Genomic DNA, 19,803 nt, shown 5'->3' on the forward strand with positions numbered 1-19,803 from the left:
ACAGAATCGGTGCAGGTGGGGCCGGTCCGGGGCGGGCGTTCAGGCGGGCGGCTCCGCCGCGGGCAGCTGCCCCGTGCGTACGGCGTCGACGAGCGCCCGGTGGTCGCGCTCGTTCTGGTCGGCGTACGCCTCCGCGAAGGTGGCGAGCGCGCGGTCGAACGTGTCGCCGCCGCCCAGGTACGCGGCGATCGCGATGCGGTCGCCGGACCGTGCGTGGGCGCGGGCCAGCGTGGCCCCGCACAGCTCGCCGAAGGCCCGCATGTCCTTGGGCCGCATCTTCTCCGGCACGGCGATGCCCTTCCAGTCCCGCAGCTGGCGGATGTAGAAGTCGCGCCGCTTGCCGTCGATGCCGTCCACCCGTTCCCAGCCGAGGAAGATGTCGCTCGTGGCCTGCATCAGCCGCTGTCCCGTGACCACCCGCTCGCCCTGGTTGCGGTACCGGCTCGGGCCGGTGTGCGCGGCGAGTACCGAGGTGTCGGCCTCCTTGGCCTGGAGGAGGAGCGGGTCCCGGTCGTCCCGGCCGAGGAGGAGGAAGATCCAGCACCGGGTGCCGACGCTGCCCACGCCGACGACCTTGCGGGCGACGTCGGCCAGGCGGTAGTCGGCCAGGAGGTGGCGCCGGTCGGAGGCGAGGGTGCGGCCGTACCGCTGGAGCAGGCCGCGGAAGCGGTCCTCCAGGGCGCTGCGTTCGAGGTCGGGCAGCAGGTCGGCGGCCGGGACGAGCAGCGGCGGGTCGGGGGCGATCCTGGGGCGGCCGTCGACCGTCCGGGTGAGCTTGTCGAAGGCCTGGAGGCTGTCGCGGGTACGGGCCTTCGCCATCGCCCGGACCAGGTTCCGGCGACCGTGCTTCGTCCCGCGGCGCCCGGCGGCCAGGGACTCCAGGAGGCCCGCGTCGATCTTCGCGTACCAGACGCCGAGGTTGCCCGTCTCCGCGAAGCGGATCATCGCGGTGCGGTACGAGCGGACCGTGGCGCGCACGACACGGGCGCGCTCGGTGTCGTCGAAGCCGTTGGCCCGGCCCGCGATGACGAGGCTCGCCGCGAGCCGTTTGACGTCCCACTCCCAGGGCCCGGGCAGGGTCTCGTCGAAGTCGTTGATGTCGAACATCAGCTGCCTCTCCGGCGAGGCGAGCAGGCGGAAGTTCAGCAGGTGCGCGTCGCCGCAGAGCTGGGCCGTGATCCCCGAGACCGGGCTGCCGGCCAGGTCCGACGCCATGATCGCGGCGGCGCCCCGGTAGAAGCGGAACGGGGACTCCGTCATCCGGCTGTAGCGGATCGGTACGAGCTCGGGCACCCGGGCCGCGGACTGCTCCTCCAGGACCGCCAGCGGGTCGGGGCGGCCGGGGGCCGGCTCGTACACGGCGTGGCCCGACCGGGGCGAGCGGCGCCGTGCCTCCTTGCCGAGCGCCGCACGCTCGGCGGGCGTGAGGCGGGGCGCGGCCCGCATGGCGGTGGCGGTTGCGGTGGTGGTGGTGTCGTGGGACATGGGCGGCCCTCCTGCCTGGTCCCACCGTAGGACCGGCCGGGGCCTCGCGCAGGGCGTGCCTGAACCGGCGGTGTCCGCCTCAGGCGGCCGTAGGGCCGGATCAGCCGCTTTGCTTCCGGCTCACGGCCACATCAGGCAGTGGCTCAGGGCCAGACCAGGCAGTACGCCTGGTGCCCGGCGTCGTGCAGCCGGTGCGAGAAGTCCTGCCACTCGTGGAGCAGCTGGTAGACGTTGAAGGCGTCACGCGGGCCGCCGCGGTCGGGGACCGTGGACCAGATGAAGGCCGCCGCGCCGACGGACTCCTCGCCGACGCCGCGCAGGGGGTCGACGACGGTCATCGGGAGCTTGACCACCGCGTAGTCGGGGTGGAGGACGACCAGTTCCAGCGGGGGGACCTTGTGCAGGGGTATGCCCTGGATGCCGGTCAGCACCATGGCGGCCACCGTCTCCGGCTTGATCTTGGTGAACATGCCGCCCATGCCCAGCTCGTCGCCGCCCAGCTCCTCCGGGCGCATCGAAATGGGCACCCGTGCGGCGGTCGCCCCGTCCGGGGCGCCGAAATACTTGTAGGTCACCCCCATCCCGCCACTGCTCCTGATCCCGGGGGGCGGTGTGCTCTCCGCGCCCCTGCCCTGGGCGTGCTCGGCCCGTCGCCGGTGCCGCCCTCGCCGGGCAGGCTCGGGCCCCAGGTCGTCGGTCCCTTCGCCCACTCCGCCACCGCGATGCATATCTCATCCACCCGACTACTTCTTAGGAGACACAGCCCCCGCCGCGCAACCCGATCATCGTGTCAGTGACCTCCCCCACGGGCGTGCGGTGAAACACCTGTCCGCAAGACCGTCCGTGCCTCTGACACCATGGCATGTGTGAGCTTTCCCTATGTCGCCCCAGTTTCGCAGACGTGAGGGTGCCGACGCTCTTCCGTGATACGAGGGGAGCGCGCTGACTGCTCACCGGTGGCCGGGATTACCTTGGATTCTCCGGCCCGGCCTCCCGATACCCGAATCGCAGATCAGGACCAAAGTGGCGTATTCATACGAAGCTCCAGTTTCGCAGTCGCTGTTCGACCGGGCGTCCGTCGTGACGCCCGGCGGCGTGAACTCACCCGTGCGTGCCTTCCGGGCCGTGGGCGGTACGCCCCGGTTCATGGTGTCCGGCACCGGTCCGTACCTCACCGACGCCGACGGCCGCGAGTACGTCGACCTCGTCTGCTCGTGGGGGCCGATGATTCTCGGCCACTCCCACCCCGAGGTCATCGCCGCCGTCCAGGAAGCGGTCTCCCGGGGCACCTCCTTCGGTACGCCTGGTGAGGGCGAGGTCGCGCTGGCCGAGGAGATCGTGGCGCGGATCGAACCGGTCGAGCAGGTCCGCCTGGTCTCTTCCGGCACCGAGGCGACGATGTCGGCGATCCGGCTGGCCCGCGGCTTCACCGGCCGCGCCAAGGTCGTGAAGTTCGCCGGCTGCTACCACGGTCATGTGGACGCCCTCCTCGCCGCCGCCGGCTCCGGCCTCGCCACCTTCGGCCTGCCCGACACCCCCGGTGTCACGGGCGCCACGGCCGGGGACACCGTCGTGCTGCCGTACAACGACCTGGACGCCGTGCGGGCCGCCTTCGCCGCGCACCCCGGCGAGATCGCCTGCGTGATCACCGAGGCCTCGCCCGGCAACATGGGCGTCGTCCCGCCCGCCGAGGGCTTCAACGCCGGCCTCAAGGAGCTGTGCGCCGCCGACGGCGCCCTGTACATCTCCGACGAGGTCATGACGGGCTTCCGTACGTCCAAGGCCGGCTGGTACGGCATCGACGGCGTCCGCCCCGACCTGATGACCTTCGGCAAGGTCATGGGCGGCGGCTTCCCCGCCGCGGCCTTCGGCGGCCGCGCCGACGTGATGGCGCACCTCGCCCCGGCCGGCCCGGTCTACCAGGCGGGCACCCTCTCCGGGAACCCGGTCGCCACGGCCGCCGGCCTCGCGCAGCTGCGGCTGCTCGACGACGCGGCGTACGCGAAGATCGACGCGGTCTCCGCCGAACTGCGCTCCCTGGTGGGTGACGCGTTCGCCAAGGAAGGCGTCGCGCACACCGTCTCCTCGGCGAGCAACATGTTCTCGGTCTTCTTCACGGACGAGCCGGTGCGGAACTACGACGACGCCAAGAAGCAGGAAGCCTTCCGCTTCACCGCCTTCTTCCACTCGATGCTGGAGCAGGGCGTCTACCTGCCGCCCTCCGCCTTCGAGTCCTGGTTCGTCTCCACCGCCCACGACGAGCGGGCGGTCGAGCGGATCGCCGCCGCCCTGCCCGCCGCCGCCCGTGCCGCATCGGAGGCCACCGCATGAGCACCGAGAACGCCGGGGGCACCGAGAGCGCCGGGAGCGGGGGCGCCCGCAAGGACATCACCGTGGTGCACCTGATGCGCCACGGCGAGGTGCACAACCCGGACGGTGTGCTGTACGGGCGGCGCGCCGGGTTCAGCCTCTCCGAGCTGGGCCGGCAGATGGCCGACCGGGTCGCCGAGCACCTGGAGAAGCGCGACATCACCCATGTCGTCGCCTCCCCGCTGGAGCGCGCCCAGGAGACGGCCGCGCCCATCGCCAAGTCGCACAGTCTGGCCACGGCCACCGACGAGCGGCTCATCGAGGCCGCCAACGTCTTCGAGGGCAAGACCTTCGGCGTCGGCGACGGGGCGCTGCGGAAGCCGGAGAACTGGAAGCACCTCACCAACCCGTTCAAGCCGTCCTGGGGTGAGCCGTACATCGAGCAGGTCGTCCGCATGATGAGCGCGCTGGACGCGGCCAAGGACGCGGCGCGCGGGCACGAGGCGGTCTGCGTCAGCCACCAGCTGCCGATCTGGATCGTCCGCTCGTTCGTGGAGCGCCGCCGGCTCTGGCACGACCCGCGCAAGCGCCAGTGCACGCTGGCCTCGCTGACCAGCTTCACGTACCAGGGCGACCGGATCGTCTCGGTGGGCTACTCGGAGCCGGCCCGGGACCTGGTGCCTGCGCACCTGCTGGCCGGGGCGAAGCCGGTGAAGGGGAAGTCGAAGGCCTTCGGCGCGTAATCCCCGTACGCACGCGCCGTGAACATACGGGACCGACCGCCACTGCGGTCGGTCCCGTTCTTCGTCAGAGGTGTCGGTGCGTTAGATTAGGTTAGCCTAAGCTAAGTTGCCTCTGGTGAGAACGGCTCTGACGAGAACGGTGGAGCGATGACGCACCCTGCCCCGACCACCCTCCCCGACCCGAGACGGGCGCCGCGGTGCGGCCCGGTGAGGCGGTCCGCAGATGAGTGACTGTACGGACGTGGACGCCGCCCCCCGGCCGGTCACCGGCCCCCGCATCGCCCGGCTCGCCCGGCAGCTCGAAGCGGCCGGGACCGCCGAGGCCCGGGACGCCCTCACCGAGGCCTTCTGGGCCGAGGCCGCCCGCACCGGCACCCCCCTCGTCGAGGAGCTCGACGACGCCCCCGGCCACCGGGCCGTCACCTTCCTGTGGCGCGGCCACCGCGCCACCCGCCGGGTCCTGCTGATGGCCCCGGGCATCACCGACCCCGAGCGGCTCGCCGACTCGCTCCTGCACCACCTGCCGGGCACCGACATCTGGTACCTCGGCCACCGGCTGCGCGCCGACCACCGCGGCTCCTACCGGATGGTGGCCGACATCTCCGCCGGGCCCGCTCCCGCCGATCCCGCCCTGCTCCAGCGGCGGCTGCTGGCGCTGCGGGCGCACGGCGGGGCCGACCCGCTCAACCCGGCCCGGATACCGGTCCGGTGGCGGGACGCGCAGGACTCCGTCTTCGCCCTGCCCGACGCCCCGCCCCAGCCCTGGGCCGCCCGGCGGCCCGACGTCGCGCGCGGCGGTGTCGAGCGGCACGCCGTCGCGGCCGGTGTCCTGGGCGCCGTGCGGGACGTGTGGGTCTACCTGCCGCCGGACGCCGTCCCGTACCGGCCGGCGTACGAGCCGGGGGAGCAGGGCCGGCTGCCCCTGCTGGTGCTCTGCGACGGGGACATGTGGTTCGACCGGCTCGGCCTCCAGGACGCGCTGGACGCGCTGATCGCCGACGGGGTCCTCCCACCGCTCGCCGTCCTCGCCCCTGACGCCGTGGGCACCGCCACGCGCCGGCTGGAGCTGGGCGGGCGGGAGGGCTATGTCTCCTTCCTGGCCGACGAGGTGGTGCCCTGGGCGAGCGCCCGGTGGCCGCTGACCGCGCGGCCGGACCGGACGGTGGTGGCCGGGCAGGGGCTCGGCGGGATGACCGCGCTGTACGCGGGCCTCACCCGGCCCGAGCGGTTCGGCGCGGTCGTCGCGCAGTCCCCGTCGCTGTGGTGGCGGCCGGGCCTGGAGCCCGGGGCCGTGGCGCCGGACGCGGTCGGGACCCCCTGGCTGGCCACGCTCGCCGCCGGACTCCGCGACGGGCCGCCGGGCGGGGTGCGCGGGGCCGCTGTCCACTTCGACGTCGGCCTGCACGAGGGGGCCCTGGCGGAACACACCGAGGCCCTCCAGGCGGTGCTGCGCGCCCGGGGGCACCGGGTCACCCGCAACCTCCACAACGGCGGCCACGACTACGCCTGCTGGCACGGGTTCCTGGCGGACGCCCTGGTGGAGCTGGTGGGCACCGGCCTTGACGTGAACGCGGCAGAGTCGCAGGGTGGGACGGGCCCGGCCGGCCGCTCGGCCGTGTGCTCCGCAGGGCTGCCCGGACGCCCCGCCGCCAGGTAAAGCGTAAAGAAAGTCCCCAATTGCACGGAACCGTCGCGTCGCTCGAGGCCTCTCACTGTCCAGCAGTTTGTATGGCCTTGAGATAAAACGACCGCAGATGGGGACGACATGCGCGACATCAATCGAAGGGGACTGCTCGGCGCGGGGCTCGGCACGGCGGCGGCGATCGGGCTCGCCGGCTGCGGTTTCTCCGGTTCCTCCGGTTCTTCGGAGGGTGGCAGTGACAAGGGCGACACCGGGACCGGCGGCAAGGGTGACACCGGCAGCGGCGGCAACAACGGAAACGGTTCGCCGAAGGACAAGGTCCGGCTGATCGGCGACGGCTCTACCGCCGACACCGGGAAGCAGCCCCGTCAGCCCGCCGCCCCCGTCCCGCTCGAACCCGGCCAGACGCCGCCGCAGTTCGTGATCTTTTCCTGGGACGGGGCGGGCGAGGTCGGCAACGGCCTCTTCCCGCGCTTTCTGGAACTGGCCAAGGACCATGATGCGGCGATGACCTTCTTCCTCTCCGGGCTGTATCTGCTGCCCGAGTCGAAGAAATCCCTCTACCGTCCCCCGAACAACCCCCGCGGCGCCTCCGACATCGGCTATCTCACCGACGGCCATGTGAAGGACACGCTGAAGTACGTACGCCAGGCCTGGCTGGACGGCCATGAGATCGGCACGCACTTCAACGGGCACTTCTGCGGCGGTTCCGGATCCGTCGAACGCTGGACCCCCGCGCAATGGCGGAGCGAGATCGATCAGGCTGTGTCGTTCGTCACGGAATGGCGGACCAATACCGGCTGGAGCGACGAGGACCCGCTGCCGTTCGACTACCGGAAGGAGTTGATCGGCGGCCGCACCCCCTGTCTGCTCGGCCAGGACAATCTCCTGCCGACCGCGAGCAAACTGGGATGGCGTTACGACGCCAGCTCGCCCGGCGGCCGCCAGATGTGGCCCGTCAAGCGCGGCGGCGTCTGGGATCTGCCGCTCCAGGCCATGCCGTTCCCCGGCCACTCCTTCGAGGTCCTCTCGATGGACTACAACATCCTCGCCAATCAGTCGCAGAATTCGACCAAGGGGATGCCCTCGCGTTATCCGGGCTGGCGCAAGCAGGCCACCGGTGCGTATCTGAACGGTTTCGAGCGCGCCTACACGACGAATCGCGCGCCCTTCTTCATCGGCAATCACTTCGAGGAGTGGAACGGCGGCATCTATATGGATGCCGTGGAAGAAGTGATCAAGAAGACCGCCGGTAAGAAGGATGTGCGCCTCGTCTCCTTCCGGCAGTTCGTCGACTGGCTCGACGTGCAGGATCCCGCGGTCCTCGCCAAGCTCCGCACCCTGGAGGTCGGACAGGCGCCCGCAGGTGGCTGGAACTCCTTCTTTAAACAGGCCTGACAAGGGGCTTTACGGGCACCGAGGGGGGTGCGGGAGATCCCCGGAACTGCCATGCGAAACTTTTCACATGAGCTTTGGCCGCCCGTCCCGACGCCGCTTCACCCTGCTCGCCGCCACCGCCGTCGCCGGTGCCCTGACGCTGACCGCGTGTGGGGACGGCAACACGGCCCAGGGCGGCGGCAACACCAACTTCGTCACCGGCAAGGGGGGCATCTCCCGGGTCGCGAAGGCGGAACGCCCGGACGCGCCGAAGCTCCAGGGCGAGAGCCTGGACGGCAAGCCGCTCGACCTCGCCGACTACAAGGGCAAGGTCGTCGTGCTCAACGTCTGGGGCTCCTGGTGCGGGCCCTGCCGTTTGGAGGCGAAGTACTTCGCCAAGGTCTCCGAGGAGACCGCCGACCAGGGCGTGCAGTTCATCGGCATCAACACCCGGGACGCGCAGAAGGACCCCGCGATCAACTTCGAGAAGGACTACGGGATCACCTACCCGAGCTTCTTCGACCCGATCGGCAAGCTCATCCTCCGCTTCCCCAAGGGCACCGTGAACCCGAAGGCCATCCCGTCCACCGTGGTGGTCGACCGGGAGGGGAAGATCGCGGCCCGCACGCTCCAGCCGCTGGACGCCGAGCAGCTGCGCGAGATGATCGACCCGATCATCGCGGAGAAGTGATCCGGTGATCCCGCTCGCCGCGTACAACGACACCGTCGCGCTGGCCGCGTACAGCGACACCGTCGTCGGCGGTGCCCTGCTGCTGGCCGTGCCCATCGCCCTGCTGGCCGGGCTCGTCTCCTTCTTCTCGCCCTGCGTCCTGCCGCTCGTCCCCGGCTATCTGAGTTACGTCACCGGGGTCAGCGGCACCGACCTGGCCGACGCCCGGCGCGGCCGGGTGGTGGCGGGTGCCTCGCTCTTCGTCCTCGGCTTCACCGCCGTGTTCGCCTCCACCGGGGCGCTCTTCGGCTACTTCGGCGACGAGCTCCAGATGCACTCCGAGGTGCTCAACAAGGTCCTCGGCGGGCTGATGATCCTCATGGGGATCTTCTTCATGGGGCTGCTGCCGGGGGTGACGCAGCGCGAGTTCCGCTTCCACAAGCGGCCGGTGACCGGTCTGGCCGGAGCACCGCTGCTCGGCGCCCTGTTCGGGATCGGCTGGACCCCGTGCATCGGCCCGACGCTCTCCTCCGTGCTGGCGCTCTCGGCCCAGAGCGCCACCGCCGGACGTGGCGCGATACTGACCGTCGCGTACTGTCTCGGACTCGGCGTCCCGTTCATCCTGGCCGCGGTCGCCTTCCGTAAGGCGCTCGGCGCGTTCGGCTGGGTCAAGCGCCACTACGCCTGGGTCATGCGGATCGGCGGCGGCATGATGATCGTGACCGGACTCCTGCTGCTGACGGGCGTGTGGGCGACGCTCATGCAGCAGATGCAGGGCTGGTCCAGCGGCTTCGTTGTGGGGATCTGAGTTCATGAGCAAGGCGAACAGCAGCACGGACACCGGCGCCCGTACGGCGGAGGCGGCGGCGGCCGAGCGCGAGCAGGAGCGCGTCGACCACGCGGCCGGCGAGCGGCTCTCCACCGCGCCCCGCGAAGAGCGCCCCGAGACCGAGTCCGGGTCCGGGAGCGGCGTCCCCGCCATGGGTGTGGTCGGCTGGATCCGCTGGTTCTGGCGCCAGCTGACCTCGATGCGGGTCGCGCTGATCCTGCTCTTCCTGCTCTCCCTCGGCGCCATCCCCGGCTCGCTGATCCCGCAGACCAGCGTCGACGACCTGAAGGTCCAGAACTTCAAGGACCAGCACACCACCCTCACGCCGATCTACGAGAAGCTCCAGCTCTTCGACGTCTACAGCTCGGTGTGGTTCTCCGCGATCTACATCCTGCTGTTCGTCTCGCTCATCGGCTGCATCGTGCCGCGCACCGGCCAGTTCGTCGGCCAGCTCCGCAGCCGCCCGCCGGGCGCCCCGAAGCGGCTGACCCGGCTGCCCGCGTACACCACCTGGCGCACGGAGGCCGAGCCCGAGGCGGTCCGCGAGGCGGCCCTCGGCGTGCTGGGCAAGCGGCGCTTCCGGGCCCACCCGGTGGGTGACGCGGTCGCCGCCGAGAAGGGCTACCTCCGCGAGGCCGGGAACCTCGTCTTCCACATCGCGCTGATCGTGATGCTGGTGGCCTTCGCCGCCGGGCAGCTCTTCAAGTCCGAGGGCGGCAAGCTGGTCGTGGAGGGCGACGGCTTCGCCAACACGCTCACCCAGTACGACGACTTCAAGTCCGGCTCGCTCTACGACTCCGACTCGCTGGCTCCCTTCAGCTTCGTCCTGGACGACTTCGTCGGTACGTACGAGGAGAGCGGCCCGCAGCGCGGCACGCCCCGTACCTTCGAGGCCCGGGTGAAGTACACCGAGGGCGCGGACGGCCCCGAGCGCAAGAGCGTCATCCGCGTCAACGAACCGCTCGTCGTGGACGGCACCAAGGTCTACCTCATCGCCCACGGTTACGCCCCGGTCGTCACCGTCCGGGACGGCAAGGGCAAGGTCGTCCTGCGGAGCTCCGTACCGCTGCTGCCGATCGACAACAACATCACCTCGACCGGCGCGATCAAGGTGATGGACGGCTACCGCGACAAGAACGGCGCCAAGACGCAGCTCGGCTTCAAGGCCTTCTTCGTGCCGACCTTCGCTGGCCACGGCAAGGGCCAGATGTTCTCGCAGTTCCCCGGCGCGGAGTTCCCGGTGCTGGCGCTGAGCGCCTACCGGGGCTCCCTCGGGGTGGACTCCGGCCTGCCGCAGAACGTGTACCAGCTCGACACGTCCAAGATGAAGGAGTTCAAGAACGAGGACGGCGAGCTGCTCAAGAAGATGCTGCGCCCCGGCGAGAAGCTGGACCTGGCCGACGGCGAGGGCTCCATCACCTTCGACGGCATCGAGGAGTGGGCGAGTTTCCAGATCTCGCAGCAGCCGGGCAACGGCTGGGCGCTCGGCGGCGCCATCGCGGCCATCGCCGGGCTCGCCGGATCGCTGTTCATCCAGCGCCGCCGGGTCTGGGTCCGGGCGGTCCGCGGCGAGGACGGGGTGACCGTCGTGGAGATGGCGGGCCTCGGCCGCAGCGAGTCCGCGAAGCTGCCGGAGGAGCTGGGCGACCTCGCGGCCGCCCTGATCACGACGGCGCCGGTCGCGCCGGAGAAACCTGACGCGCCGGAGAAACCTGACGCGAACGAGGCCGGGAGCCGGCCCGTACACCCTGCTGACGCACCTGCCGAAGGGGCTGAGAAGTGAATCTCGCCGCCGCTACCAACGAGAGCCTGGCGCAGACCAGCAATGTGCTGATCTATTCGTCGATGGCCGTCTACACCCTGGCCTTCTTCGCGCACATCGCGGAGTGGGTCCTCGGCAGCCGCAGCAAGGTCGGCCGCACGGCCGCCGCGCTGTCCGGCTCCGCGGCCGGCGCCTCCACTCCGGTGGTCGTCGCCCAGGGCGGCTCCACCGCCGTGCTGGAGCGGCCGAAGGTCGTCACCCGCGCCGCCGCCGGGACCCGGGACGTGCCGGACGGGCCCGGCGCCGCGGGCGGCACGTTCAAGGGCGACCTGTGGGGCCGGATCGCGGTCTCGCTGACCGTGGTGGCCTTCGCCGTGGAGGCGGGCGGGGTCATCACCCGCGCCCTGTCGGTGCAGCGGGCCCCCTGGGCCAACATGTACGAGTTCTCGATCACCTTCTCCACCGTGGCGGTCGGCTCCTACCTGGTGCTGCTCGCGCTGAAGAAGAACGTCCGCTGGATCGGCCTCCCGCTGGTCACCACGGTCCTCCTGGACCTCGGCATCGCGGTCACGACGCTCTACACCGACAGCGACCAGCTGGTGCCCGCGCTGCACTCGTACTGGCTGTGGATCCACGTCTCGACCGCGATCATCTGCGGCGCCGTCTTCTACCTCGGCGCGGTCGGCACGGTGCTCTACCTCTTCCGCGACAGCTACGAGAACAAGCTCGCGGGCGGCGGTACGCCGGGCAAGTTCGCCTCCTCCGTCATGGAGCGGCTGCCCTCCGCGTCGTCGCTGGACAAGTTCTCGTACCGGATCAACGCGGCGGTCTTCCCGCTCTGGACGTTCACGATCATCGCGGGCGCGATCTGGGCGGGCGACGCCTGGGGCCGGTACTGGGGCTGGGACCCCAAGGAGGTCTGGTCCTTCATCACCTGGGTCGCCTACGCCGCCTATCTGCACGCCCGCGCCACGGCCGGCTGGAAGGGCCGCAAGGCCGCCTACCTGGCGCTGGTCGCCTTCGCCTGCTGGCTGTTCAACTACTACGGCGTGAACATCTTCGTCACCGGTCTGCACTCGTACGCCGGGGTCTGAGACCACCCACGTGCGAAGGCGCCCCGGACGGAATCCGAAACCGTCCGGGGCGCCTTCGCACGTGTCCTCAGCTCAACGGCGTGTCCAGGACCGCCTTGCGGTGGCTGAACGTCTCCAGCGAGTACCGGCCGTGGTAGCTGCCCATGCCGCTCTCGCCGACCCCGCCGAACGGCAGGTCCGATACGGTCAGATGGGCCAGCGGCAGCCCGATGCCGACCCCGCCCGACGAGGTCTCGGCCAGCAGCCGGTCCCGCACGGCGGGGGAGTCGGTGAACGCGTACAGCGCCAGCGGCTTGTCCCGGTCGTTGATGAAGCCGATCGCCTCGTCCAGGCCGTCCACCGTGACCAGGGGCAGGATCGGGCCGAAGATCTCCTCGCCCATCACGGGCGCGTCCGGCGCGACATCGGCCAGCACGGTCGGCGCGATGTACTTGGTGTCCCGGTCGTGGGCGCCGCCGGTCACCGTACGGCCGGAGTCCAGCAGGCCGGTCAGCCGGTCGAAGTGACGCTCGTTCACGATCCGCCCGTACTCCGGGTGCTCCGCCGGGTCCGCCCCGAACAGCCCCTCCACGGCCTCCGCCAGCGCGTCCGCGAGGGCCGGGGCGGTCTCCGGGTCGGTCAGTACGTAGTCGGGGGCGACGCAGGTCTGCCCGGCGTTGAGGAACTTGCCCGAGGCGAGGCGGCCCGCCACGGCCGTCAGGTCCGTACCCCGGTCGACGAAGACCGGCGACTTGCCGCCGAGCTCCAGGGTGACCGGGGTGAGGTTCTTCGCGGCGGCGGCCATGACGATCCGGCCGACCGTGCCGTTGCCGGTGTAGAAGATGTGGTCGAAGTGCTGCTCCAGCAGGGCGGTGGTCTCCTCCACCGCGCCTTCCACGACCCCGACCGCCTCCGTGTCCAGGTACTCCGGCAGCAGCCGGGCCACGGCGGCGGAGGTCGCGGGCGCCAGCTCGCTGGGCTTGACCACCACACAGTTCCCGGACGCCAGGGCGCCCACGACCGGGGCGAGCAGCAGCTGCACCGGGTAGTTCCAGGGCGCGATGACCAGGACGACCCCGAGCGGGTCCAGCACGGTGTGCGCGGTGGCCCCGGTGGGGGCGAGATGCGGCGGTACGGGGGCGGGCTCGGGCCGCAGCCAGTCGGCGAGGTGCTCCAGGGTGTGGTCGATCTCCCGGACCGTGAAGTCGATCTCGGTCCGGTACGCCTCCTTGCGGCTCTTGCCCAGGTCGGCGCGGAGGGCGGCCGCGAGGTCGTCGCCGTGCTCGGTGAGGAGGGCGCGCAGCCGCTCCAGCTGACCGGTGCGCCAGGTGAGGTCCTTGGTGCGGCCGGTGCGGAAGGTGGCGCGGAGGCGGGCGACGAGCTCGGCGGGGGTCTCTGTGGGCGTCGCGGTGGGGGTGGCGGGCATGTGGGGGCTCCTCAAGAGGGTCACGCGTGACCGTAAAAGAAGGACGCGCGCTGCGTTACCCCTTCGAGGATGGCCGACGCCACCCCGCCGACGCGCCCACCGCGCCGGTCGGAAACATCACCCCCGCCAGGAGGAATAGCCCGTCAGGAAGTGGGCGGGGTCTTGTCGTCGGGGCCCGTACCGCCCTCGCGGCGTCCCCGCTCCTCCTCCTCGGCGGCAGCCCGCTCGGCCGCCCTGTCGTCCTTGTCGTCCTTGAGGGACTTCAGGAAGTCCGGGTTGTCGTCCGGGGCCACCCACTGCTGCCGCCTGCCGCCCGGCTGCCAGGAGGAGAACCCCGCGCCTCCGGCCGAGGAGTGACGCACCTTGCCCGCGAAGAGCCAGCCGATCGAGCCGACGACCCAGAACAGCAGGATGATGAAGACCCAGGCGATCTTGGGCAGATGCTTGGTGTCCTCCTCCGAGGTGTTCAGGCAGTCGATGAAGGCGTAGATCATCAGCGCCAGCGGCAGGATGAACATCAGGGCTCTCATGGCGCGTCCCCCAGTGGAGCGGGCGGCGGGGCTCGGTGTTCCCCGGTGTCGCGGCCAGGGTACCGGCTGACCGCCGTGAATCCGGGGCCAGGAGCCGGGGGAGCCCCGGCGGGGGCGCGGAGGCGGGGATGACAAACTGGACCGCATGGCTTACGACGATCTCCGCTCCCTGCTCCGGGCTCTTGAACGCGATGGTGATCTCAAGCGCGTCAAGGCCGAGGTCGATCCTCACCTGGAGGTCGGCGAGATCGTCGACCGGGTGAACAAGGCGGGCGGCCCCGCCCTCCTCTTCGAGAACGTCAAGGGCTCCTCGATGCCCCTGGCCATGAACGTCTTCGGCACCGACCGGCGGCTGCTCAAGGCGCTCGGGCTGAAGTCCTACAACGACATCAGCGACAAGATCGGCGGGCTGCTCAAGCCGGAGCTGCCGCAGGGCTTCGTCGGCGTCCGGGAGGCCTTCGGAAAGCTCGGCTCGATGGTCCACGTACCGCCGAAGAAGGTGAAGTCGGACGACGCGCCGGTCCAGGAAGTCGTGCTGAAGGGCGACGACGTCGACCTGGACCAGCTGCCCGCGCTCTTCACCTGGCCCGGCGACGGCGGCTCCTTCTTCAACCTGGGCCTCACCCACACCAAGCACCCCGAGACCGGCATCCGGAACCTGGGACTCTACCGGCTCCAGCGCCACGACAAGCGCACCATCGGGATGCACTGGCAGATCCACAAGGACTCCGCCAACCACTACCAGGTCGCCGCCCGGCGCGGGGAGCGGCTGCCCGTCGCCATCGCCTTCGGCTGCCCGCCCGCCGTGACGTACGCCTCCACCGCACCGCTGCCCGGGGACATCGACGAGTACCTCTTCGCCGGGTTCGTCCAGGGCAAGCGGATCGAGATGGTCGACTGCAAGACCGTGCCGCTCCAGGTCCCCGCGCAGGCCGAGGTCGTCATCGAGGGCTGGCTGGAGCCGGGCGAGATGCTGCCGGAGGGCCCGTTCGGGGACCACACCGGCTTCTACACCCCGCAGGAACCGTTCCCCGCACTGACCATCGACTGCGTGACCATGCGGAAGCGGCCGTTGCTCCAGTCCATCGTGGTGGGCCGGCCGCCGACCGAGGACGGGCCGCTGGGCCGGGCCACGGAGCGGTTCTTCCTGCCGCTGCTGAAGATCATCGTGCCGGACATCGTGGACTACCACCTGCCCGAGGCGGGCGGCTTCCACAACTGCGCGATCGTCTCCATCGACAAGAAGTACCCGAAGCACGCGCAGAAGGTGATGAGCGCGATCTGGGGCGCGCACATGATGTCGCTGACCAAGCTGATCGTGGTCGTCGACTCCGACTGCGACGTCCACGATCTGCACGAGGTCGCCTGGCGGGCGCTCGGCAACACCGACTACGCCCGCGACCTCACGGTCACCGAGGGTCCGGTCGACCACCTTGACCACGCCTCGTACCAGCAGTTCTGGGGCGGCAAGGCGGGCATCGACGCCACCCGGAAGCTGCCCACCGAGGGCTACACCCGGGACGGGGGCTGGCCGGAGATGGTCGAGTCCGACCCGGAGACGGCGGCGAAGGTCGACCGCCGCTGGAAGGAGTACGGGCTGTGAGCAGCGCGGCGGAGGCGGCGTCCGTCCAGGGCCCCGCACCTTCCAGCAGCAAGGTGAAGTCCTTCCTGCGGCTGGTGATGATCGAGCACTCGGTCTTCGCGCTGCCCTTCGCGTACATCGCCGCGCTGACCGCGATGTTCCAGCTGGACGGCACGATCCACTGGGGCGTCCTGCTGCTCGTCACCCTCGCGATGGTGGGGCTGCGGACGTTCGCGATGGCCGCCAACCGGATCATCGACCGGGAGATCGACGCCCGTAACCCGCGCACCGCGGGCCGTGAGCTGGTCACCGGCGCGGTGTCGGTGAGGTCGGCGTGGACCGGGGCGCTCGTCGCCCTCGCCGTCTTCCTGGGCGCCGCGGCCCTGCTCAACCCGCTCTGCCTGATGCTGGCGCCGCTGGCCGTCGTGCCGATGGTGGTCTACCCGTACGGCAAGCGGTTCACGAACTTCCCGCACGCCATCCTGGGGCTCGCGCAGGCCATCGGCCCGATCGGCGCCTGGCTCGCGGTGACCGGCAGCTGGTCGTGGGACGCGGTGATCCTGGGGCTGGCCGTCGGCATCTGGATCGGCGGCTTCGACCTGATCTTCGCCTGCCAGGACGTCCAGGCCGACCGGGCCCACGGGGTGCTCTCCTTCCCGGCGCGCTTCGGCATCCCGGCGGCGCTCTGGGGTGCGCGGGTCTGTCATGCGGTGACGACGGGGCTGCTGGTCTGGTTCGGCCTGGCGACGGACGCCGAGGTCTTCTACTGGATCGGCATGGTGATCGTCGCGGTGGCGTTCGTCTACGAGCACCGCGTGGTGCGGCCGCACGACCTGTCCCGGCTGAACCGCGCCTTCTTCTCGGTCAACGGCTTCATCGGCATGGCGCTCTTCGCCTGCGCGCTGCTGGACCTGCTGGTGCGCGGCCTGACGCCGTAAGGCCCGGCGGTCATTACGCCTAATAGCCGTGGCTCAGACCGTGACCAGGTTGTCCGGGCCCCGGCGCGCGGGCGGGCGGCGGAAGAAGAAGGCCGCCGCCACTCCGCCTATGAGCCCGAAGAGGTGGCCCTGCCAGCTGACGCCCGAGTCGGTGGGCAGGACGCCCCAGAGCAGCGAGCCGTAGACCACGGCGACGCCGATGCCTATGAGGACGTCCCAGGGCCGGCGGTCCACGAAGCCGCGGACCAGCAGGTAGCCCAGCAGCCCGAAGACCACGCCGGAGGCGCCGAGCGTCACCGTGAACGCGGGGGCGGTCAGCCAGACGCCTATGCCGCTGATCAGGATGATCGTCACGACGACGGCGGCGAATCTGCGCAGCCCGCCGAGGGCGGCGATGAAGCCGAGGACCAGCAGCGGGACGCTGTTGGACGCGACGTGCTCCCAGCCGCTGTGCAGGAACGCGGCGGGGATGACGTCACGCAGCTCGGCGATCTCGCGCGGGCTGATGCCGTAGGTGTCGAGTGCGTGTCCGGTCGCCACGTCGATCCCTTCGAGGATCCACAGCAGCGCGACCCAGCCCACCATGAGGATCCCGGCCGTGAGCGCCCGCGCGCTGCCGGTCGTGGTGGAGCCGCTGTTCCGGTCGGTGGTCCAGTAATCGCCCATGGTCTGCCCCTGCCCCCGGGTTGCCGTCATCTGTGGAACGTCCCGCGCCGCCGCCCGGTTCCGGGTGCGGGGTGCCAGGGGGCGCCGGATAGGCTCGCAGATGTGGAATCCGGGACTTCAGTGACTCATCAGCAGCGGCGGCCTTGGATTGTCGGGGTATCCGGTGCTTCGGGTACCCCCTTCGCGGCCGCTGTCCTGCGCGGGCTGCTCGCGGGGGGCGAGAGCGTGGACCTGGTGGTGAGCCGGGCCTCGCGGCTCACCCTGCTGGACGAGACCGGCATCGCGTTCCGGGACGCGCACTGGCGTGAGGACCTGCGCTGTTGGCTGGAACGCGGCGCCGACGGGAAGCCGGACACCTTCACGGTGGGCGATGCGGAGCTGGAGCGCGTACGCCACTGGGCGGCCGGTGATCTGGCCGCCGGGCCGTCCTCCGGGTCGTACCCGGCGAAGGGGATGCTCATCGTGCCGGCCTCGACGGCCTGTGTGGCCGGAGTGGCGCTCGGTCTGTCGAAGGATCTGCTCCAGCGGGCCGCGAGCGTGACGCTCAAGGAGCGCCGGCCGCTTGTCGTCGCGGTGCGCGAGACCCCGCTGAGCGGCCAGACGCTGAAGCAGATGGTGGCCCTGGACGAGGCGGGCGCGGTCGTGCTGCCCGCCTCTCCGGCGTTCTACGCGGGCGCGACGCACATCCAGGACCTGGTGGACTTCGTCGCGGGGCGGGTGCTGGACGCGGCCGGGGTGGAACACCGGCTGTACCGCCGCTGGGAGGGAGAGCTCGGTGGCGGCTCCCGCAGCCCGGCTGAGTGAGGGGCGCGGGTCAGCGCTTCTTGGTGGTGCGCGGGGTGCGGGTCTTGTCCACGCGGTGCGCGGCGGCGGGCTGGTGGGCACGCGAGCGGTTGGCCAGGTCCTGCAGCTCGCGCATCCGGGCGTAGGCCATCTCGATCGTGTACACGGTGAAGTTCACTCCTGAAGATTCGAAAGCGTTTCTTGGATGTTCTAGAAGATTTGCAGGGTGTGAGCCCTGCATGCCTTAGATTCTACACGTAGACTCGCGGTACTGCTGAACAATGGAAGGTTTCAGTCATATGGACGCGGTGGACAGGCAGCTCATCCAGGCCCTCAGAGAGAACGGCAGGGCCTCGTACGCCGAGCTGGGCAGGCTCGTGGGGCTCTCCGGGCCCAGCGTCACCGACCGCATCAACCGGCTGGAAACCGCCGGTGTCATCACCGGCTACCGCGCCACCGTCGACTCGGCCTCGCTCGGCCTCGGCGTCACCGCGTTGATCGGGATCTCGCTCTCGGACGCCGCCGACCACGAGGACGTGGCGCGCCGGCTGAAGGACCTCGCGGAGATCGAGGACTGCTGGTTCATCGCGGGCGACGACTCGTACATGCTCAAGGTCCGGGTCGGTGACGTGGACGGCCTGGAGAAGACGATCCGGCGCCTGAGCGGGACGAAGGGCGTCTCCCGGACCCGTACGACGATCGTGCTCTCCACCAAGTGGGAGAACCGGGTCGGGGAACTTCCGGAGGAGTCCTAGGCGTACGGTTGGTGCGGTCTGTTGTACGGAGGAATGGGAGGCGGCCAGGTGGACGCGGGACTCAAGCGCGAGCTGGAGCAGAAGGTCCGGGCCGGCGAGCGGCTGACCCGCGAGGACGGGATCGCGCTCTACGCGTCCGACGACCTGGCGTGGCTCGGCGGGCTGGCGCACGAGGTGCGCACCCGTAAGAACGGTGACGTGGTGCACTTCAACGTCAACCGCCACCTCAACATGACCAACGTGTGCACCGCCTCGTGCGCGTACTGCTCGTTCCAGCGCAAGCCGGGCGAGAAGGACGCGTACACGATGCGGATCGAGGAGGCCGTCAGCCTGGCCAAGGCGATGGAGGGCGAGAACCTCACCGAGCTGCACATCGTCAACGGGCTGCACCCCAACCTCCCGTGGCGCTACTACCCGCGCTCGCTCAGCGCGCTGAAGGAAGCCCTGCCGAACGTGGCGCTCAAGGCGTTCACGGCGACGGAGATCCACCACTTCGAGACGATCTCCGGCCTCAGCGCCTCCGAGATCCTCGACGAGCTGATCGAGGCCGGTCTGGAGTCGCTGACCGGCGGCGGCGCGGAGATCTTCGACTGGGAGGTCCGCCAGCACATCGTCGACCACCGCACCCACTGGGAGGACTGGTCGCGCATCCACCGTCTCGCGCACGAGAAGGGGCTCAAGACCCCGGCGACGATGCTGTACGGGCACATCGAGGAGCCCCGTCACCGCGTCGACCACGTGCTGCGGCTGCGGGAGATGCAGGACGAGACCGGCGGCTTCCAGGTCTTCATCCCGCTGCGCTACCAGCACGACTTCGTGGACATGAAGGACGGCAAGGTCCGCAACAAGCTCCAGGCGCGTACGACGATGGCGACCGGCGCCGAGGCGCTGAAGACCTTCGCCGTCTCCCGGCTGCTGTTCGACAACGTGCCGCACGTCAAGGTCTTCTGGGTGATGCACGGTGTGCAGACCGCCCAGCTCGCGCTCCAGCACGGCGCGGACGACATGGACGGCTCGGTGGTCGAGTACAAGATCACGCACGACGCCGACGACTTCGGTACGCCGAACAAGCTCGGCCGTGAGGACCTGCTGGACCTGATCCGCGACGCCGGTTTCCGGCCGGTCGAGCGGAACACGCGGTACGAGATCCTGCGCGAGTACCCGGGCCCGGAGGCGGACCGGCGCGAGTCGCCGCAGCCGATGCGGGTCTGACCCCCCCCTCCTGATGTACG

Annotated in this window: 19 protein-coding genes; 13 read left to right on the forward strand and 6 right to left on the reverse strand. The window is 70.6% G+C overall.

The features are described 5' to 3' along the window. Positions 1-39 precede the first annotated feature (39 nt). Together R2B67_RS20715 and R2B67_RS20720 are read right to left on the reverse strand one after the other, a co-directional pair. Positions 40-1,485 (reverse strand): DUF2252 domain-containing protein, encoded by a 1,446-nt coding sequence (locus R2B67_RS20715; protein ID WP_317820111.1) that lies wholly within the window; start codon positions 1,483-1,485, stop codon positions 40-42. A gap of 143 nt (positions 1,486-1,628) precedes the next feature. Then, positions 1,629-2,066, reverse strand: coding sequence for a hypothetical protein (locus R2B67_RS20720; RefSeq protein WP_003968390.1), 438 nt, complete (start codon positions 2,064-2,066; stop codon positions 1,629-1,631). Between the two features lie 442 nt (positions 2,067-2,508). Here R2B67_RS20720 and hemL point away from each other — a divergent pair, with 442 nt between their 5' ends. From hemL to ccsB, 8 genes are all read left to right on the forward strand, one after another. Beyond that, positions 2,509-3,816, forward strand: coding sequence for a glutamate-1-semialdehyde 2,1-aminomutase (gene hemL / locus R2B67_RS20725; protein WP_317820121.1), 1,308 nt, complete (start codon positions 2,509-2,511; stop codon positions 3,814-3,816). Next, entirely contained in the window at positions 3,813-4,538 is a 726-nt protein-coding gene (locus tag R2B67_RS20730; RefSeq protein ID WP_317820123.1) for a histidine phosphatase family protein, read from the forward strand. Before hemL ends, R2B67_RS20730 begins: the two co-directional genes overlap by 4 nt. Before the next feature lie 223 nt (positions 4,539-4,761). Further along, on the forward strand, positions 4,762-6,195 hold the full coding sequence (gene fes, locus R2B67_RS20735) for an enterochelin esterase (protein WP_317820125.1): 1,434 nt from the start codon (positions 4,762-4,764) through the stop codon (positions 6,193-6,195). A 108-nt stretch (positions 6,196-6,303) separates the two neighbouring features. Further along, positions 6,304-7,578, forward strand: coding sequence for a polysaccharide deacetylase family protein (locus tag R2B67_RS20740; RefSeq protein WP_237326479.1), 1,275 nt, complete (start codon positions 6,304-6,306; stop codon positions 7,576-7,578). A 67-nt stretch (positions 7,579-7,645) separates the two neighbouring features. Beyond that, positions 7,646-8,248: a TlpA family protein disulfide reductase gene (locus tag R2B67_RS20745; protein WP_018512690.1), complete on the forward strand. Its 603-nt coding sequence runs from the start codon at positions 7,646-7,648 to the stop codon at positions 8,246-8,248. 4 nt (positions 8,249-8,252) lie between these two features. Then, complete coding sequence (locus R2B67_RS20750; protein ID WP_317820129.1) at positions 8,253-9,035, forward strand: cytochrome c biogenesis CcdA family protein; 783 nt, start codon at positions 8,253-8,255, stop codon at positions 9,033-9,035. A 4-nt stretch (positions 9,036-9,039) separates the two neighbouring features. Then, on the forward strand, positions 9,040-10,839 hold the full coding sequence (gene resB, locus R2B67_RS20755) for a cytochrome c biogenesis protein ResB (RefSeq protein WP_317820131.1): 1,800 nt from the start codon (positions 9,040-9,042) through the stop codon (positions 10,837-10,839). Further along, on the forward strand, positions 10,836-11,912 hold the full coding sequence (gene ccsB / locus R2B67_RS20760; protein ID WP_317820132.1) for a c-type cytochrome biogenesis protein CcsB: 1,077 nt from the start codon (positions 10,836-10,838) through the stop codon (positions 11,910-11,912). Before resB ends, ccsB begins: the two co-directional genes overlap by 4 nt. Positions 11,913-11,979: 67 nt before the next feature. Here the strand turns inward: ccsB and R2B67_RS20765 are convergent, their stop codons facing one another. Both R2B67_RS20765 and R2B67_RS20770 read right to left on the reverse strand, forming a co-directional pair. Continuing rightward, entirely contained in the window at positions 11,980-13,317 is a 1,338-nt protein-coding gene (locus R2B67_RS20765; protein ID WP_317820133.1) for an aldehyde dehydrogenase family protein, read from the reverse strand. A 143-nt stretch (positions 13,318-13,460) separates the two neighbouring features. After that, positions 13,461-13,835, reverse strand: coding sequence for a PLD nuclease N-terminal domain-containing protein (locus tag R2B67_RS20770; RefSeq protein WP_317824923.1), 375 nt, complete (start codon positions 13,833-13,835; stop codon positions 13,461-13,463). A gap of 157 nt (positions 13,836-13,992) precedes the next feature. Here R2B67_RS20770 and R2B67_RS20775 point away from each other — a divergent pair, with 157 nt between their 5' ends. Both R2B67_RS20775 and mqnP read left to right on the forward strand, forming a co-directional pair. Next, entirely contained in the window at positions 13,993-15,450 is a 1,458-nt protein-coding gene (locus R2B67_RS20775) for a menaquinone biosynthesis decarboxylase (protein ID WP_317820135.1), read from the forward strand. Further along, the gene (gene mqnP, locus R2B67_RS20780) at positions 15,447-16,367 is read left to right on the forward strand and encodes a menaquinone biosynthesis prenyltransferase MqnP (protein ID WP_018512697.1); all 921 of its coding nucleotides are present in this window, start codon (positions 15,447-15,449) and stop codon (positions 16,365-16,367) included. Before R2B67_RS20775 ends, mqnP begins: the two co-directional genes overlap by 4 nt. 33 nt (positions 16,368-16,400) lie before the next feature. Here the strand turns inward: mqnP and R2B67_RS20785 are convergent, their stop codons facing one another. Continuing rightward, positions 16,401-17,033, reverse strand: a complete 633-nt coding sequence (locus R2B67_RS20785; RefSeq protein WP_018512698.1) for a rhomboid family intramembrane serine protease — start codon at positions 17,031-17,033, stop codon at positions 16,401-16,403. Positions 17,034-17,153: 120 nt separating this feature from the next. Between R2B67_RS20785 and R2B67_RS20790 the strand changes: the two genes are divergently transcribed. Continuing rightward, positions 17,154-17,837 carry a UbiX family flavin prenyltransferase gene (locus R2B67_RS20790; protein ID WP_237326473.1) on the forward strand — a complete coding sequence of 228 codons (684 nt, stop codon included), beginning with the start codon at positions 17,154-17,156 and terminating at the stop codon, positions 17,835-17,837. A 10-nt stretch (positions 17,838-17,847) separates the two neighbouring features. Here R2B67_RS20790 and R2B67_RS20795 read toward each other — a convergent pair whose 3' ends face one another. Next, positions 17,848-17,994 carry a hypothetical protein gene (locus R2B67_RS20795; RefSeq protein WP_317825063.1) on the reverse strand — a complete coding sequence of 49 codons (147 nt, stop codon included), beginning with the start codon at positions 17,992-17,994 and terminating at the stop codon, positions 17,848-17,850. A 121-nt stretch (positions 17,995-18,115) separates the two neighbouring features. Between R2B67_RS20795 and R2B67_RS20800 the strand changes: the two genes are divergently transcribed. Both R2B67_RS20800 and mqnE read left to right on the forward strand, forming a co-directional pair. Further along, entirely contained in the window at positions 18,116-18,571 is a 456-nt protein-coding gene (locus R2B67_RS20800) for an Lrp/AsnC family transcriptional regulator (RefSeq protein WP_010063935.1), read from the forward strand. 48 nt (positions 18,572-18,619) lie between these two features. Next, entirely contained in the window at positions 18,620-19,783 is a 1,164-nt protein-coding gene (gene mqnE / locus R2B67_RS20805; protein WP_026241616.1) for an aminofutalosine synthase MqnE, read from the forward strand. Positions 19,784-19,803 lie beyond the last annotated feature (20 nt).

Origin of the sequence: Streptomyces cyaneofuscatus (genome assembly GCF_033109485.1) — a bacterium.
GTDB lineage: Bacteria > Actinomycetota > Actinomycetes > Streptomycetales > Streptomycetaceae > Streptomyces > Streptomyces cyaneofuscatus.